Source organism: Burkholderia sp. ZZQ-2 (assembly GCF_050768715.1).
GTDB lineage: Bacteria > Pseudomonadota > Gammaproteobacteria > Burkholderiales > Burkholderiaceae > Burkholderia > Burkholderia cepacia.
Genome location: NZ_LDVA01000244.1, coordinates 1 through 17514 on the forward strand (window position 1 = coordinate 1; position 17514 = coordinate 17514).

Genomic DNA, 17514 nt, shown 5'->3' on the forward strand with positions numbered 1-17514 from the left:
AGAGCGGCATCTTCATCCGGTTCACGGCTTCCTCGATGTCGTCGAGTTCGTCGAGCAGCTGCACGCGCTCCTCGGCCGTGTGCTCGCCGAGCGCGCGGCGCTCGAGCGCGATCAGCGCGCCGTACCAGCGATAGATGCGCGAGCGCACGCGCCAGCCGTACAGCGACGGCACGAGCCGCAGCCCGGGGATCAGCACAATGATCAGCGGCACGACCACGACGAGCAGCCGGTCGACGAGGCTCGCGACCCAGAACGGCAGCCGCCGGTACAGGAAGGTCTTGCCGGATTTGTAGTAGCGCGCGGCGTCGTCGGACAGCGGGAAGCCGCGCGTGACGGACGACGGGAATTCGCCCGCGTGCTGCAGGATCGTCGCGTGGCCGTGCACCTCGCGCGCCGCCTCGATCAGCAGGTCGGACAGCGCGGGGTGCAGCGAGTCGCGTGCGACCAGCTCGATGGTCGGCGCGACCGTGTGGATGTCGGTGGGCGGCAGGTTGCGGCCGAGATCGTAGACGCCCATCGGCAGCGTGATCGCGGTCAGGTACGGGAAGCGCCGCGCGTACGCCTCGGCCTGGGTGAACGAATACACGTGCACGCCCGGTGCGCGGAACAGCTTCGCCATCACCGGGATCTGCGTCGAGTCGCCGGACAGGAATGCCGCGTCGATCTTGCCGTCGAGCAGCGCGGTGGCCGCATCCTCGCCGGCGGTCGGCAGCAGTTCGGTCGACCCGCCCGGCACGATGCCGTTCATCTTCAGCAGCGCGAGGCTCAGTTCGCGCGCGCCGCTGCCTTCCGCGCCGAGCGCGAGCCGCTTGCCCTTGAAGTCGGACAGGCGCGCGACGACCGGGCCGCGGTACATGATCGCGAGCGGCACGTAGCCGATGCTGCCGAGCGACACGAGGTGTTCGTCGCGCTCCTTCGGGCCGATGCCGCTCTGCACGAAGCCGACGTCGACCGGCGCGTTCGGGTTCGACAGCCGCGCGAGGTTCTGGGCGGACCCTTCGGACGACTGGACGTCGAGCGTGACGCCGTTCTTCGCGAGGATCGTCTTGTATTTCTGCGCGGCGTTCCAGTACGTGCTGCCGGGCGGCCCGGACGAGATCACGAGCGTGGACGGCGGGGCCGGCTGGATCAGCTTGACCGCGAGCCAGACGGCCGTGGCAGCGAGCAGCACGGTGGGGCCGATCGACAGCGCGAGGTCGCGCCACGACACCGCGACGAAGCGGGCGAGGATGCGGCGAGGCGGGCGGGGGCGGGCTGGCTTCATGGGGGGCGGCGGATGACGCTGGCGTGACGTATCGGTGACGGTCGGCGCGGACGATGCGGATTCTCGCGGCGATGGTACCCGGTTTAGCGGTGCGTGCGCGAGTGCGGCGCGGCGGCGCGACGACAGCGGCGGGGGCCGCCGCGTCAAAAGCTTTGCGCTTCCGCGGGCGCTGGATTACATTGTGCGACGCAGCCGCGCCCGATTCGCGCGCGACCCGGCACGCAATGAGACCGGGCGCGTCCGGCCGGCGGCTGTCCGGCCCGGCCGGCCCGCTCTCGCGTGCGCCGTCCGCCAGCCCGTCTTGCCTCTCTCGTATCGCCGTGGAAAACACCGGCTGTCCCGCCCGTTCGCGCGCGGGCCGGCTGTTTTTGGGGGTATCCGGCCGTACTGTGCACGGCCGTTCCGGAGTGATAAGGAGATAGCATGAAGTCGATCGTGTTGAGAGCGTTGGGTGTCGCCGCCGTGGCGGCCTGTCTGTCGGGCAGCGTGTATGCGCAGTCGAGCGATGCGGCGGCAACGGAAGCGCCCGCGGCAGCGACCAGCGCGCCGAAGGCCGCCGCGAAAACCGCGAAGAAGGCGAACCGCAAGCTCGGCTATACGGTGCGCAAGGCGATTTCGAAGGAATCGGGCGTCAACGTGTCGAACCTCGTCGTGCGTTCGAAGGGCGGCGCGATCACGCTGGAAGGCACGATGCCGGCCCAGGACCAGATCGACAAGGCCGAAGCCGCAGCCAAGGGCGTGGCGGGCGTGACGTCGGTCACGAACAAGCTGACGGTTCAGCAGCAGTGATGCCGGGCGGCGGCGCGCGAGCGCCGCGTGCGCCCGTTTCCAGGCGGGCCCCGGCATGCCGGGGCCCGTTTGCGCTTGAGAGGCCGCAAGCCGCATGAAGCGGCGGCGGACCGATAACGATATCGAGAGGGCGGCGATGACGAGGCTCGGGTGGGGCAGGCGGATGGTTTTCGGCGCGGCGCTGGCCGCGATCGCGCTACTCGGCGCCTGCAACGGCGACGAATCGGCCGAGCGCAACCGGTTGCCCGGTTTCGTGTCCGGCAGCGTGCGCACGACAGCCTATGACGGCGCGAGCGACGACCTGCTGACGGCCGGCCTCGGCAAGACGGGCCTCGGCTCGGCCACCGCGCCGGGCTTCGCGAACGCCGCCCGGCCGACGGGCGCCGAGCTGCGCCGCCTCGCGATCTGGTCGAACTACCGCGCGCTCGTCGACATGAGCGCGAACGGCGGCTACGGCCGCTTCTGGGGGCCGAACGTCGATCTCGACGGCAACGCCACGCTCGGCGAAGGCAAGATCCCCGGCACCGAATATCTCGCGTACTCCGACGACGGCAGCGGCAGCAAGAACGTGACGCTGCTCGTGCAGGTGCCCGCCAGCTTCAATCCCGCGCAGCCGTGCATCGTCACCGCGACGTCGTCGGGCTCGCGCGGCGTGTACGGCGCGATTTCCGCAGCCGGCGAATGGGCGCTCAAGCGCGGCTGCGCGGTTGCCTACAACGACAAGGGCGGCGGCAACGGCGCGCACGAACTCATGTCGGACACCGTCACGCTGATCGACGGCACGCTCGCCAACGCGGTGCTGGCCGGCACCGCGAGCCTGTTCACCGCGAACGTGACGAGCGGCGATCTCGCCACCTTCAATTCCCGCTTCCCGAACCGCTATGCGTTCAAGCACGCGCATTCGCAGCAGAATCCCGAGCAGGACTGGGGGCGCGTGACGCTGCAGTCGGTCGAGTTCGCGTACTGGGCGCTCAACGAGCAGTTCGGCCCGCTGATCGACAGCTCGCATCACGGCGTGCGCTATCGTGCGGGCGACATCACGACGATCGCCGCGTCGGTCAGCAACGGCGGCGGCGCGTCGCTCGCGGCGGCCGAGCAGGACAATCGCGGCTGGATCACCGCGGTCGTGGTCGGCGAGCCGCAAATCAACGTGCGGATGGCGCCGAACGCGGTCGTGCGCTCGGGCGGCCAGCCGGTGCCGTCGTTCGGCCGGCCGCTGGCCGACTACGCGACCCTCGCGAACCTGCTTCAGCCGTGCGCGGCCGCGTCGGCGTCGCTTGCCGGTGCGCCGTACCTGAGCGCGCTGCCGGCGGCGACCACGCAGTCGATCCGCACGCAGCGCTGCGCGACGCTCGCCGCGGCCGGGCTGGTGTCGGGGGCCGATACGCAAAGCCAGGCCGCCGACGCGCTCGCGCAGCTCCACGCGGCCGGCTATCTTGCCGATTCCGACCTGCTGCAAGCGCCGATGTGGGATTCGCAGGCGATTCCGGCGATCGCCGTCACGTATGCGAACGCGTACACGCGCTCGCGCGTCACCGACAACCTGTGCAATTTCAGCTTCGCGACGACGAACCCGGCGACGGGCGCCGTCGCCGCGCCGGCCACGTCGCCGATGCCGGCCGTCTTCGGCGTCGGCAACGGCGTGCCGCCGACGGCCGGCATCGACCTCGTGTTCAACACGGGCGCGGGTATCGACCACCGGCTCGCGACACCCGATGCGAGCTTCGCGGGCGCACTGTGCCTGCGCCGGCTCTGGACGAACGGGATGCTCGGGATGCCCGCGAACGTCGATGCGGTGCGCGTGAACGCGAACCTGCAGGGCAAGCCGGCGATCATCGTCCAGGGCCGCAGCGATGCGCTGGTGCCCGTGAACCACGCATCGCGCGCGTACGTCGCGCAGAACGGCATCAGCGAAGGCGGGCGCAGCCGGCTCGTGTTCTACGAGGTGACGAACGGCCAGCACTTCGACGCGTTCCTGCCGGTGCCGGGCTTCGACACGCGCTTCGTGCCGGTTCACTACTACAACCTGCAGGCGCTGAACCTGATGTGGCGGCACCTGAAGAACGGTGCGCCGCTGCCGCCGTCGCAGGTGATCCGCACGGTGCCGCGCGGCGGCACGCCGGGCGCCGCGCCCGCGCTGACGAGCGCGAACCTGCCGTCGATCTCGGCCGCGCCGGGGGCGAACGCGATCACGACCGGTGCCGGCACGATCGACGTGCCGCTCTGACGGCGCCCGCCGCGCCGCCCGCACGAAGCCGGACAGCCGTCCGGCTTTTTCCTTTGTGCGAATGGAATCGGTCCCGGATTGGCTTTTGTCCGAATGGCGAGCGCTGTAACAAATTCTTACTTTACGGCGGTAAATCAGAACCCTAATATGCGCCGGTATTTTCACTTAATTTAATAAATTACAGATACGAAGATATTCCTTTCCGTTTAGTTAATCGATCCTTTCGATTTTGTTAAATCGGCTAGAGTCGCGGTTGATCGCCATTCTGCGATTAATCGGTATCTCGCCGAGGGGGATCGTTCGTCTGTTCCAAGCGAGGCGCCCTTGTCGGGCGGGCCTTGCGGGGTGTGTTTTTGCCGTCGATTTTGTGTGCATGCAAATTCGCGCAATGAATTCGTATTGCTGTGGATTATTGAATTGCCGTTTGCAATGGAATTGATTCCGTTGTGCGGTTGCAAAAAAACATGGGTGGGGTAAATCGTGCCGATCGGTATTCGCCGATCCGGTAAAAAACTCGGAGTGCGTCGCATAACGAATGCATTCCTGGTGCGGAGCGCCGGCGCAAATGATCCTTTGCGACCGGCGGTATTTATCGTTCTGTTCGAGAGGCAATAATGACGACACGGAAGTCCTTGAAAGACGGTTTCGCGCTATTCGGAACGACACTGAGCGTGCCGCTCGCCGCAGCCGCGGCCGCGGCGCTGCTCGTCACGGGGTGCGGCGGCGACGACGGGCCGAGCCCGGCTGCTTCGGCCGCCGCCGCGGCCGCGACGTCGGCCGGCGCCAGCACGTCGGCCAACACCAACGCAACGGCCGCAGCGGCCGACCAGCCGTACGTCGACAACGACGTGTACGGCACCGGGCCGAACGACGCGGTCACGGATTCCACGGAAGGGGCGGCCGTCGTCCACCGTTCGGTCACGATCGGCGGCAAGACCATCAAGTACACGGCCACCACGGGCCACCTGACGACCATCGACCCGGTCACCTCGGCGCCGAACGCGAAGATGTTCTACGTCGCGTACACGCAGGACAATCCGGACCCGTCGAAGCCGCGCCCGGTCACGTTCTTCTACAACGGCGGCCCCGGCTCGTCGTCGGTCTACCTGCTGCTCGGCTCGTACGGGCCGAAGCGCCTGCAGTCGTCGTTTCCGAACTTCACGCCGCCCGCGCCGTACAAGCTGCTCGACAACCCGGACAGCCTGCTCGACCGTACCGACCTCGTGTTCATCAACCCGGTCGGCACCGGTTATTCGACGGCGATCGCCCCGGCGAAGAACAAGGACTTCTGGGGCACCGACCAGGACGCCCGCTCGATCGACCGCTTCATCCAGCGCTACCTGACCAAGTATTCGCGCTGGAATTCGCCGAAATTCCTGTACGGCGAGTCGTACGGCACCGCGCGCAGCGCGGTCGTGTCGTGGGTGCTGCACGAGGACGGCATCGACCTGAACGGGATCACGCTGCAGTCGTCGATCCTCGACTACGCGAATGCGTTGTCCGCGCCGGGCACGTTCCCGACGCTCGCGGCCGACGCGTTCTACTGGAAGAAGACGACGCTCAACCCGACGCCGACCGATCTCGACGCGTACATGGTCCAGGCCCGCAACTACGCGGACAACACGCTCGCGCCGCTCGCGCAGAAGCCGAACCCGCAGGACGGCGGCTTCGTGAACGTGCGGCTGAACCTGAACCTGCAGACCGCGCAGCAGATGGGCGCGTACATCGGCACGGACCCCACGTCGCTGATCCAGACGTTCGGCAACCCGGCCGCGCTCGGCAACGTGCCGTCGTCGGACGACAACCCGCCGTACACGTTCTTCCTGACGCTCGTGCCGGGCACGCAGATCGGCCAGTACGACGGTCGCGCGAACTTCACGGGCAAGGGCATCGCGCCGTACATCCTGCCGAACTCGGGCAGCAACGATCCGTCGATCACGAACGTCGGCGGCGCGTACACGGTGCTGTGGAACAGCTACATCAACACCGACCTCAAGTACACGTCGACGTCGTCGTTCGTGGACCTGAACGACCAGGTCTTCAACAACTGGGACTTCAGCCACACCGACCCGACCGGCGCGAACAAGGGCGGCGGCAATACGCTGTACACGGCCGGCGACCTGGCGTCGACGATGAGCGTGAACCCGGACCTGAAGGTGCTGTCGGCGAACGGCTATTTCGACGCCGTCACGCCGTTCCACCAGACGGAGCTGACACTCGCGCAGATGCCGCTCGACCCGACGCTCAAGGCGCAGAACCTGACCATCAAGAACTACCCGTCGGGCCACATGATCTACCTGAACGACGCGTCGCGGACCGCGCTGAAGGGCGATCTCGCCAACTTCTACGACGGGATCCTCGCGAACCGCACCGCCCTGCAGCGGGTGCTGAAGCTGCAGGCGCGCACGCAGCAGCTCAAGCAGCAGAAACTGCAGCAGCAGGGGGAGTAAGCGCGGCGGGCGGCTCGAGCCGCCCCGGACAGACGACAGCCCGATCGGCGCAGGCCGGTCGGGCTGTTTTTTATCGGCAGCGGAGGGCGCCGCGCGTCGGATGCGCTGGCCGGGAAAGGGCGCAGCCGCGGATGAAGGGCGGGATCGGCGCCTGCCTACGCGAGCACGAGCCTTACGCCGACTGCGACGAGCGTCGCGGCGAGCAGGTTGCGCAGCAGCCGCTCGGGTGCGCGCGCCGACAGCAGGCTGCCGAGCACGATGCCCGGCAACGAGCCGAGCAGCAGCGACAGCAGCATTGACCAGTCGACCGAGCCGAGCAGCCAGTGGCCCATGCCGGCGACCAGCGTGAGCGGCACCGCGTGCGCGATGTCGGACCCGACGATGCGGGTCGTCGCGAGCATCGGATACAGCAGCAGGAGCACGGTGACGCCGATCGCGCCGGCACCGACCGACGTCATCGACACGAGCACGCCGAGCACGGCGCCCGTCAGCACGGTCGACCACAGCGTGCGCGCGGGGTTCGGCGCGAGCGGATTGCGCGCGGCGAACGCGGTGAGCTGCGGCCGGAAGATCAGCGCGAGCGACGTGAGCAGCAGCGCGACGCCGAGCACGAGCTGGATCATCCGCGCGGTGCCCGGCGTATTCATCCCGTGCGTGTGCAGCCACCACAGCGTGATGGCCGCGGCCGGCACGCTGCCTGTCGCGAGCCGGCCCGTGATGCGCCAGTCGATCGAACCCTTCAGGCCGTGGACGAGCGTGCCGGTGGCCTTGGTCGCCGCCGCATAGAGCAGGTCGGTGCCGACCGCCGTCGCGGGGTGGACGCCGAACAGCAGCACGAGGATCGGCGTCATCAACGAACCACCGCCGACGCCGGTCAGGCCGACGAGGATGCCGACGAACAGGCCGGACAACGAGTACAGCAGATCGATATGGGGAAGCGACATCGGAAGGAGGCGGTTATGCGGCGTTCGGCGGTAGCGGCGCGTGGGTCAAAGTCCGCCATTGTCGCAAATGTGGCGGGTCGGTGTACGACTGCGTTAAAAATCGGCCGGGAAGGCGCGGGCGGCAGGCGGCGGTGAAACGGGCGTTTGAACGGGGCAGGGCCAACGTGGTGGCCGGCGCCGGCCCGTCACGACAGGACGGGCGGTGCGCGGCACCCGGAAGAAGAAAAAGGGCGCGACTGTGCGCGCCCCAGGTTCGATGCAAACGGCCGGATTCATCCGCCGCCTGCGGCTCGTCGGCGTCAGTGCATCGCGGGGCCGGCGCCTTCGACGGCGTCCTGCCGCCGGATGCGCAGCGCGAGCCCGATCAGCGCGGCGGCGGCAGCGAATGCCGCGCCGAACGCGAAGGCCGCATGGTAGCCGCCGTTCAGTGCGTCGAGCGGCGCGGCATTCGCGGCCGCGAGCACGTCGGTGCGGGCGGCCGCGAGGCTCGCGAGCACGGCGAGGCCGAGCGCGCCGCCCATCATGAACGCGGTGTTGACGATCCCCGACGCGAGCCCGGAATCGGCCGGATCGACGTCGCTCATCGCGGCGAGCAGCATCGGGTTGAACGCGACGCCCGCGCCGATGCCGAGCAGCGTCATGCCGGGCAGCACGTGCCAGGCGAAGCCGCCGTCCACCGGCGCGCGCGAAAACAGGGCGAGGCCGCACGCCGCGATCAGCAGGCCGGCCGCGATCGGGCCGCGGATCCCGAAGCGCATCACGATGCGCGCGGACAGCCCGAGCGAGAACGCGGCCATGATCAGGTTCGCCGGCAGGAACGCGAGACCGACCTGCAGCGGCCCGTAGCCGAGCACACGCTGCATGTACAGCGCGGACAGGAAGAACCACGCGAACATCGCGGCCGCCCACAGCACGCCGATCACGTTCGCGAGCGCGACGTTGCGCGCGGCGAACAGCGTGAGCGGCATCAGCGGATGCGCGGCGCGCGCCTCGATCGCGATGAACAGGGCGAGCAGCGCGACGGCCGCGCCGATCAGCACGACGGTCTGCGTCGACAGCCATCCGGTTTCGTTGCCGCCGACGATCCCGTAGACCGCCAGCATCAGCGATGCGGTCACGGTGACCGCGCCCGCGACGTCGAGCCGTGCGGTGCCGGCCGGCGCGCGCAGGCGAGGCAGCAGCGCGACGCACATCGCATAGACGGCGATGCCGATCGGCAGGTTGACGAGGAAGATCCAGTGCCACGACAGCGAGCTCGTCAGCAGCCCGCCGAGCAGCACGCCGATGCTGCCGCCGCCCGCGCAGACGAAGCCGTACACGCCCATCGCGCGGGCGCGTTCGCCGGGCTCGGTGAAGAGATTCATGATCAGCGACAGCGACACGGCCGACACCACCGCGCCGCCGAGCCCCTGCACCGCGCGCGCGGCGATCAGCATCGTCTGCGACTGGGCGAGGCCGCATGCGAGCGACGCGAGCGTGAAGACGACGAGGCCGGCGAGGAACATGCGCCGCTGGCCATACAGGTCGCCGAGCCGGCCGCCGAGCAGCAGGCAGCCGCCGAACGTCAGCAGGTACGCGTTGACGACCCACACGAGGGCTGTTTCGGTGAAATGGAGGTCGGTGCTGATCGATGGCAGCGCAACGTTCACGATCGTGCTGTCGAGCACGATCATCAGCACGCCGAGGCAGAGGACGATCAGCGCGTACCAGCGCTTTTCGCCGTGGATCCCGTGGGTCATGGGCTTGCAGCCTTCTGATAGTTATTTGAAAGGATGCATTGTAGGCCCCCTCGGCGCGGGCTTCCTGCCGGTTTGTGGCAGGAGCGATGCGTAGTCGCGCGTCCGGGCGGGACGCGCGTGACGGATGCGACGGGCGTTACGCGCGCGCCGGCAGTTCGCAGCCGTCGGGGCCGCATGCGGCCGCGTCGCTGCCGTCGAGTTCGACGATGCCGTCGCGCCATGCCTGGTCGAGCGCCTGCGCGAACGCGTCGGCCGGCTGCGCGCCCGACACCGCGTAACGGCCGCCGAACACGAACAGCGGCACGCCGCGCCCGCCGATCTGCGCGGCGCGGGCGATGTCGGCTTCGACTTCGTCGCGGTACAGGTCGCTGCGCAGCACGTCTTCGACGGCCGCGTGCTCGAGCCCCGCTTCGACCGCGAATTCGGTCAGCTCGGCGTGATCGAACAGCGAACCGTGCTCGCAGAAATACGCGCGGTACAGCCGCTCGGTCAGCGCGTGCGCGCGGCCCGTCGCTTCCGCGAGCTTCACGAGCCGGTGGCCGTCGAGCGTGTCGCCGACGAGCGTGCCGGGCAGGTCGTAACGCAGCCCGACACTCGCGGCCGCCTCGGTCACCTGGCGCAGCATCTGGTCGACCTGCGCGGGCGACATCCGGTACTTGCCGGCGAGCATCGCCTCGACCGGCTCGACGGGCTGGCCCGGCATCAGCCGGTATGCGCGCAGCGCGACGTCGACGCGCTCGGCGTGCGCGAACGCGGCGAGCGCCTCGTCGAAGCGGCGCTTGCCGATCCAGCACCACGGGCAGATCAGGTCGGACCAGATTTCGACGGTCAGGGTCGGGCGGGCAATCGGGGCGGGAGCGGTCGTCATGGGCGATTCCGGGCAGCAAAAAAATGTAACCGGGACTATATCACTTTATGCTTCGACGCTTCGTCCAGGCCGGGCGGGCGCGTGAAACGGGGGCCCGCCGCATCACGAAGCATAGACACGGAAGCGGCGCACCGATAGCGATGGCCGATACCGGCCGCCGCCGCGCGTCCCGACGAACAGGCGTTTCGTCGTCCCGGCGAACCAGCCCGCCGCGTTTCCCTTACGCGTCGCCCTGCGTTTCCTTCAGGTGCTTGAGGTGTTTGTAGACCGTCGCGCGACCCATCCCGAGCACATTCGCGACGTAGTTCGCCGCGCTCTTGCCGCGGAACGCGCCCTCCGCGTACAGCGCTTCGACGAGCTCGCGCCGGTGCTCGCGCGTGAGCCCGTTCAGCCCGACCTGCCGTTCGCGCAGCCAGCCGTGCAGGAACGTGTTGATGCGCTCCTGCCAGTCGTCGCGGAACAGCTCGTCCGGCTGCGCGACCACGCCCGCACCCTTGATGAACAGGTCGAGCGTCGCGCGCACCTCGTCGAACACCGCGATGTTGAAGTTGATGCACATCATCCCGGCCGGGTGGCCTTCGTCGTCGAACAGCACGTTGCTCACGCAGCGCATCCGCCGGCCGTCCCAGTTCAGCTTCTCGTACGGGCCGATCACGCGCTCGCGCGCGGAATGATCGATTTCCTCCAGCGCGGAATCGTCGCCGACCTCGCGCTTCGACAGGTTGTTCGCGAGATACAGCACGGTCTGGTCGTGCAGGTCGTGGATCACGACTTCCGCGTACGGGAAGAACAGCGCGGCGATACCGTCGGCGATCGGCGCATAGCGGGTGAGCAGCAGGTCTTTGACGGGGGATTTCTTCTTGCGCATCGGTGTCGCCATCTCGGGTGGGCGGAGGCCGGGCAGCCCATCGGGCCGGCGAGGCGGCGTGCCGGTGGCCGGCATGCCCGTGCGCCCGCGCGCGGCCGCCGCGGCGGTTGCGCCATTGTATCGGCCCCGCGCTCGCGTGCCGCTCATGCGCGCGTCAGGTGCGCGTACAGCGCGTGCGCGATCGCGATGTCCTCGAGCCCGAGGCCGATCGAGCGGAAGAATGCGTGACGCGCGTACGACGGTGCAGGGCAGGTGCCGGCGACGAGCGCGGGCAGGTCGCCGGCGATCCGTGCGGCTTCCCAGCCGTGCTCGGCCGTCGCGATTTGCATCTCGCCAGCGCTCGCGGGCGTCGTGTGCCGGTAGTCGCAGTACACGTCCATGCCGGGCAGCCAGGCGGGCGGGATCTCGTGCGCGCGCGCGACGTTCGTGCTGATCGACGTGACGAGCGCGGGGCGCGTGAGCATCCCGTCGCCGAGCACGGGCGTGCCCGACGACGTGCACAGCATCACGACGTCCGCGTCGCGCACGCAGGCTTCGACGCTCGCGGCGGCGCGTGCGCGCGGGTCGAGCTGTGCAAGCGCCGCCTGCTGCGCCGCGTCGCCGGCGAGCGCGGGCGAGTACACGCGGATCGTCTCCCAGTCGCGCAGTCCCGCGGTGTGCCGCAGGTGCGCGAGGCCGACCGCGCCCGCGCCGACGATCGCGAGATGGCGCGCGTTGCCCGGCGCGAGACAATCGACCGCGAGCGCGGTCGTGCCGGCCGTGCGCTCGACCGTCAGCAGCCCCGCGTCGCACCACATCAGCGGCTGGCCCGTGCGCATCGACATCAGCGCGGTCCACGCGGTGACGATGGGCTTGCCGCCCGTCACGACATACGGCGACAGCTTCGCGCCGAACACCTGCGCGTCGGCAAGCGCGCCCAGATACGTGATGAAGTCGCCGGCCTGCTCGGGAAACAGCGTGAGCGTTTGCGGCGGCTGCACCGCGCGCGCCGCGTCGAGCGACGCGAACATGCTGCGCAGCGTGCCGAGCACGTCGAGCGACGGCAGTGCCGCGCGCACCGCGGCTTCGTCGACGGTCAGCGGCAGGGTCGGGGCGGTTTGCGTCATGAGGACATCTCCGGTCGGGGCCGGACTGGACTGTCTCGATCGACGTGTCCGGCAGTGTTCGTGATGGACGAAAAGTCTAATATAGACAAACGAAATCGGGAGAATTTTTCTTTTCGAGACTGTGTTTCATCGCGCGATTCTGGAAAAACATCGATAAATCAAGGGTGTTTTCGATGTCGGGCGAATTTCCGATGCCGCGTATCGGGGCACGATTCTCGTATCCCCTATAGTCTATCGTAGACTTTGAGTCTATATTTCGCGTGCAGGACACGACCCGCCGCCGTGTGGCGACCGCCTGCTTCGAATGCCGATCCGGCGCCCGGCCGCGGCCGTCGTGTACCGATCTTCATCGCCTCAATCCAGAACGGAAGGACCGTCATGAACTGGAAGCTCTCCCTCTGCGCCGCTGCGGCGCTCGCCTGTGCGGCCGTCACGGCCCACGCCGAACAGACCACGTTGCGCTTCGGGATCGAAGCCGCCTATCCGCCGTTCGAGAGCAAGACGCCGGCCGGTCAGCTGCAGGGTTTCGACGTCGACATCGGCAACGCGGTGTGCGCGAAGCTGAACATGAAATGCGTGTGGGTCGAGAATTCGTTCGACGGCCTGATTCCGGCGCTGCAGGCGCGCAAGTTCGACGCGATCAATTCGGCGATGAACATCACCGCGAAGCGCAAGCAGAGCATCGACTTCACGCCGGCGATCTACGTGGTGCCGATCGTGATGGTCGCGAAGCACGGCTCGCCGCTGCGGCCCGACGTCGCGAGCCTGCGCGGCAAGCACGTCGGCGTGCTGCAGGGCTCGTCGCAGGAGGATTTCCTGAAGGCGCACTGGGCCAACGCGGGCGTGGCCGTCGTGTCGTACCAGGATCAGGACCAGATCTACGCCGATCTCGTCGCGGGTCGTCTCGACGCGGCCGTGCAGGAAGCGCAGACCGCGCAGGAGGGTTTCCTCGACAAGCCGGCCGGCCGCGACTACCAGATCGTCGGCGAGCCGCTGAAGGATCCGGCGACGCTCGGCGAAGGCACGGGCTTCGGGATGCGCAAGAACGACAAGGCGCTGCAGGCGAAGATCGTCGGCGCGCTCGACGCGCTGAAGAAGGACGGCACGCTCGGCGCGCTGTCGCAGAAGTACTTCAAGCGCGACATCGTCGCGAAGTAATGACCGCCGCGCGCCGGCCGCCGGGCCGGTGTGTGCCGCATCGAATCTCGACGCAGTACGGGGAACCATGGATTTCGACGTCATCGTTCTGGGGGCCGGCATCGTCGGCGTGTCGTCGGCGCTGCATCTGCAGGATCGCGGGTTGCGCGTCGCGCTCGTCGACCGGCGCGCGCCCGGCGAGGAAACGAGCCACGGCAATGCGGGGCTGATCGAACGCTCGTCGGTCGTGCCGTACGCGTTTCCGCGCCGGCTCGGCACTTTGCTGCGCTATGCGCGCAACCGCTCGGTCGATCTCTACTGGGACTACCGCGCGCTGCCCGCGTATGCGGGCTGGCTCGCGCGCTTCTGGCGCGAATCGTCGCCGCAGCGGCTCGCGGCCGCCGCGCGCGACCTGCTGCCGCTCGTCGCGGCGAGCGTCGTCGAGCACGACGCGCTGCTCGCGCGTACCGATGCGCAGCCGCTCGTGCGCGACGGCGGGTGGATCGAGGCGTTCCGTTCGCCCGCGCTGTTCGATGCGGAAACGCGCGTGCAGCAGCGCGTGGCCGACGCGCACGGGCTGCGGATGACGGTGCTCGACGCACGTGCGTTGCGCGCGACGGAGCCCGGCGTCAGCGACGCGTTCTGCGGCGCATTCCACTGGCAGGACCCGAAGACCGTGTCGAGCCCGGGCGGGCTGACCAAGGCCTACGCCCGGTTGTTCGAGCGCGACGGCGGCACGTTCGTGCTCGGCGATGCCAAGACGCTCGTGCAGGTGGCGGACGGCTGGCAGGTCGGTACCGAACACGGGCCGATCTCGGCGCGCTCGGCGGTGGTCGCGCTCGGGCCGTGGTCCGATCACGTGTTCGCGCCGCTCGGCTACCGGATTCCGCTGCGCGCGAAGCGCGGTTACCACATGCACTACCGGCCGACGCGCGCGCCGTTGAACGTGCCGGTGTGCGATACCGAGGAAGGTTTCGTCGTCGCGCCGATGGAAGGCGGCCGCCTGCGGCTCACGACCGGCGTCGAGATCGCGCTGCGCGGCGCACCGCCGACCGGCGTGCAGCTCGCGCGTGCGGAGCCGCTGGCGCGCGACGCGTTCGGCATCGGCGAGCGGCTCGATCCCGAGCCGTGGCTCGGGATGCGGCCGTGCACGCCCGACATGCGCCCGGTGATCGGGCCCGCGCCGCGCCATCGCCACCTGTGGTTCGCGTTCGGCCATTGTCACCACGGGCTCACGCTCGGCCCCGCGACCGGGCGCCTGCTCGCCGAAATGATGACGGGCGCGCCGACCTATATCGATCCCCATCCGTACCGGCCCGCACGCTTCGGCTGATCCGGCGGCGCGCGCAGCCTCGCGCGCGCCGGTTGCGACGCGGCCTTTACAATGTTTCATTCTGCTATCCGGATTACCGGAAATCGCGCAATCGGAAATGATCTGCGTAATCGGCAAGAAAGATGATCGCCAAATAAAGAAAATCAGCAAATCGGCGATTTATCAATGCATTTTCATTTTGCTGAAATGTGTAATCGGCAGCCGCTCGTGACGGTCTGATGCACCACCTTGGCGGCGCGCTCCGGTGTTACGCGGAATGTACCGGAACACGTTACCACGGGGCTCGCAAACGTTACGTTACATCCGTGCTCCGACGCCCTTTTTCATCAGATGATTGCGATGCCGGGGTCATGCTTTTCGTCTGAAATCGATTAAAAAAGCGTTATTGATCGCTAATAGACAGACGAATCAATCCGGTTTTTCGAATTGGCACACTTCGTGCAATCCGTCCCCATGCTTTATCAACGTTGTGCCAACCGAGATGGGGAAAAACAAAGATGGGACAAAATCTGAAATTGACGGGTGCAGCGCTGTCGGTCGCGACGGTGTTCGGGGTGCTGGCTTCGGGTTCCGCGGTGGCGGGGCCCCTTGATGGGCTGCCGATCCCGCAAGTGATCGTCAACCCGCCGACGAACAGCGTCTCGGTCGGGCTGGTCGCGACGGGGACGTCGCCGCTGGGTTCGGTCACCGTGGCGGCGGGCGGGGCGGGCGCGATCCAGACGTCCCTTGGCGACCCCGGCCAGGCACTGTCGGGCGCCGTGGGGGCGGTGACGGGTGCACTCGGCGGTGGCGGCGGCACGGTGCAGCCGCTCGCGCCGGTTCAGGGCGTGGTGAACCAGGTGACGGGTGCGCTGAGCGGCGGCAACCCGGCCGGCGCGTTGACCGGTGCGCTGAATACGGCGACGGGTGCGTTGGGCAATGCGGTTGGCACGGCGACGGGGGCACTGGGCAACGTCGGCGGTGGCGCGAATCCGCTGGCGCCGGTTCAAGGTGTCGTCAATCAAGTAACGGGTGCGCTCGGCGGTGGCAACCCGGCTGGTGCGTTGACGGGTGCACTCGGTACGGTGACCGGTGCGCTGGGCAATGTTGGCGGCGGGGCGAATCCGCTGGCGCCGGTTCAAGGTGTCGTCAATCAAGTAACGGGTGCACTCGGTGGCGGCAACCCGGCTGGTGCGTTGACGGGTGCACTCGGTACGGTGACCGGTGCGCTCGGCAACGTCGGCGGCGGGTCGAATCCGCTGGCGCCGGTTCAAGGTGTCGTCAATCAAGTAACGGGCGCGCTCGGCGGTGGCAATCCCGCTGGTGCGTTGACGGGGGCACTCGGCACGGTGACGGGCGCGCTGGGCAACGTCGGCGGCGGGGCGAATCCGCTGGCGCCGGTTCAAGGCGTCGTCAATCAAGTAACGGGTGCGCTCGGCGGTGGCAACCCGGCTGGTGCGCTGACCGGCGCACTCGGCACGGTGACGGGCGCACTGGGCGGTATCGGCGGCGGCTCGTACCCGCTGGGGGCGGTTCAAGGCGTCGTCAATCAAGTCACGACTGCGCTCAATAACGGCAACCCGGCCAGCGCATTGACGGGTGCGCTCGGTACCGTGGCGGGTGAGCTCGGTGCTGGCAATCCGGCCGGCACGGTAACCGGTGCAATCGGCAACGTGACGGGGGCGCTCGGCGCATTGGGCGCTATCGGCGGCGGCAATCCCGCGGGTGCGCTGACCGGCGCACTGAACACGGCGACCGGGACGCTAAGCAACGCACTCGGTACCGCAACGGGTGCGCTCGGCGGCGGCAACCCGGCTGGTGCGTTGACCGGTGCACTCGGTACGGTCACGGGCGCACTGGGCGGCATCGGCGGCGGCTCGAACCCGCTGGCTCCGGTGCAAGGTGTCGTGAACCAGGTCACGGGCGCGCTCGGCGGCGGCAACCCGGCAGGCGCGCTGACCGGCGCACTCGGCACAGTGACGGGCGCACTGGGCGGCATCGGCGGCGGCTCGAACCCGCTGGCCCCGATCCAGAACGTCGTCGACCAGGTTACCGGTACGCTCGGCAGCGGCAACCCGGCCGGCACGCTGAGCAACGCGGTCAACACGATCACGGGCACGCTCGGCAACGTCGGCGGCGCGGGCAGCCCGCTGGCGCCGGTGCAGGGTGTCGTCACGCAGCTTGCGGGCACGCTCGGCGACTCGAATCCGCTGGCGCCGGTGCAAGGCGTCGTGAATCAGGTCGTCGGCACGCTGTCCGGTGCCGGTGGCGGCAGCCCGATCGCGCCGATCACGAACCTCGTCAACGGCCTGCAGAACGCGCTGCCGACGGGCGGCAACGCGGCTGGTGCGCTGACCGGTGCACTCGGCTCGGTGACGGGCGCACTCGGCAACCTCGGTGGCTCGAATCCGCTGGCACCGGTGCAGGGTGTCGTGAACCAGGTGGTCGGCACGCTCGGCAACAGCAATGCGGTCGGCACGGCCACGAACGCACTGGGTAACGCGGTCGGCTCCGTCGTGGGCGCACTCGGCAACCTCGGCGGCACGAACCCGCTGGCGCCGGTGCAGGGCGTCGTGAACCAGGTGGTCGGCACGCTCGGCAACCTCGGCGGGTCAAACCCGCTGGCGCCGGTGCAAGGCGTCGTGAACCAGGTCGTCGGCACGTTGTCGGGCGCGGCGGGCAACAACCCGATCGCACCGATCACGAACCTCGTGAGCGGCCTGACGGGTGGCAGCAACCCGGCCGGCGCACTGACCGGTGCGCTCGGTTCGGTGACGGGCGCACTCGCGAACGGTCCGGTGGCCCTCGGG

General features: G+C 68.7%; 12 protein-coding genes. 6 read left to right on the plus strand and 6 right to left on the minus strand.

From position 1 onward, the window contains the following. Nucleotides 1-1264: TAXI family TRAP transporter solute-binding subunit (locus ABY44_RS16400; RefSeq protein ID WP_431641405.1), on the minus strand; the 1264-nt coding region annotated here is incomplete at its 3' end. 423 nt (nucleotides 1265-1687) lie between these two features. On the opposite strand from ABY44_RS16400, the gene ABY44_RS16405 reads away from it, so the two are divergent. From ABY44_RS16405 to ABY44_RS16415, 3 genes are all read left to right on the plus strand, one after another. Beyond that, the gene (locus tag ABY44_RS16405) at nucleotides 1688-2053 is read left to right on the plus strand and encodes a BON domain-containing protein (protein ID WP_021157129.1); all 366 of its coding nucleotides are present in this window, start codon (nucleotides 1688-1690) and stop codon (nucleotides 2051-2053) included. Nucleotides 2054-2189: 136 nt separating this feature from the next. Beyond that, nucleotides 2190-4280: a D-(-)-3-hydroxybutyrate oligomer hydrolase gene (locus ABY44_RS16410; protein ID WP_334047048.1), complete on the plus strand. Its 2091-nt coding sequence runs from the start codon at nucleotides 2190-2192 to the stop codon at nucleotides 4278-4280. A gap of 614 nt (nucleotides 4281-4894) precedes the next feature. Next, on the plus strand, nucleotides 4895-6730 hold the full coding sequence (locus ABY44_RS16415; RefSeq protein ID WP_176096536.1) for a S10 family peptidase: 1836 nt from the start codon (nucleotides 4895-4897) through the stop codon (nucleotides 6728-6730). Between the two features lie 155 nt (nucleotides 6731-6885). Here the strand turns inward: ABY44_RS16415 and ABY44_RS16420 are convergent, their stop codons facing one another. From ABY44_RS16420 to ABY44_RS16440, 5 genes are all read right to left on the minus strand, one after another. Next, complete coding sequence (locus ABY44_RS16420; protein WP_027788233.1) at nucleotides 6886-7674, minus strand: sulfite exporter TauE/SafE family protein; 789 nt, start codon at nucleotides 7672-7674, stop codon at nucleotides 6886-6888. A gap of 299 nt (nucleotides 7675-7973) precedes the next feature. Further along, nucleotides 7974-9413 (minus strand): DHA2 family efflux MFS transporter permease subunit, encoded by a 1440-nt coding sequence (locus ABY44_RS16425; protein ID WP_431641406.1) that lies wholly within the window; start codon nucleotides 9411-9413, stop codon nucleotides 7974-7976. A 136-nt stretch (nucleotides 9414-9549) separates the two neighbouring features. Then, nucleotides 9550-10281, minus strand: coding sequence for a DsbA family oxidoreductase (locus tag ABY44_RS16430; protein ID WP_431641407.1), 732 nt, complete (start codon nucleotides 10279-10281; stop codon nucleotides 9550-9552). A gap of 220 nt (nucleotides 10282-10501) precedes the next feature. Further along, the gene (locus tag ABY44_RS16435) at nucleotides 10502-11296 is read right to left on the minus strand and encodes a helix-turn-helix transcriptional regulator (RefSeq protein WP_060349001.1); all 795 of its coding nucleotides are present in this window, start codon (nucleotides 11294-11296) and stop codon (nucleotides 10502-10504) included. Beyond that, complete coding sequence (locus ABY44_RS16440; RefSeq protein ID WP_060193517.1) at nucleotides 11293-12255, minus strand: ornithine cyclodeaminase family protein; 963 nt, start codon at nucleotides 12253-12255, stop codon at nucleotides 11293-11295. Before ABY44_RS16440 ends, ABY44_RS16435 begins: the two co-directional genes overlap by 4 nt. A 378-nt stretch (nucleotides 12256-12633) precedes the next feature. On the opposite strand from ABY44_RS16440, the gene ABY44_RS16445 reads away from it, so the two are divergent. The 3 genes from ABY44_RS16445 to ABY44_RS16455 form a co-directional block, all read left to right on the plus strand. Then, nucleotides 12634-13413: an ABC transporter substrate-binding protein gene (locus ABY44_RS16445; protein WP_059698940.1), complete on the plus strand. Its 780-nt coding sequence runs from the start codon at nucleotides 12634-12636 to the stop codon at nucleotides 13411-13413. Nucleotides 13414-13480: 67 nt separating this feature from the next. After that, entirely contained in the window at nucleotides 13481-14725 is a 1245-nt protein-coding gene (locus tag ABY44_RS16450) for an NAD(P)/FAD-dependent oxidoreductase (RefSeq protein ID WP_431641408.1), read from the plus strand. A gap of 497 nt (nucleotides 14726-15222) precedes the next feature. Beyond that, nucleotides 15223-17514 (plus strand): beta strand repeat-containing protein (locus ABY44_RS16455; RefSeq protein WP_431641409.1); only part of this gene is annotated, 2292 nt, incomplete at its 3' end.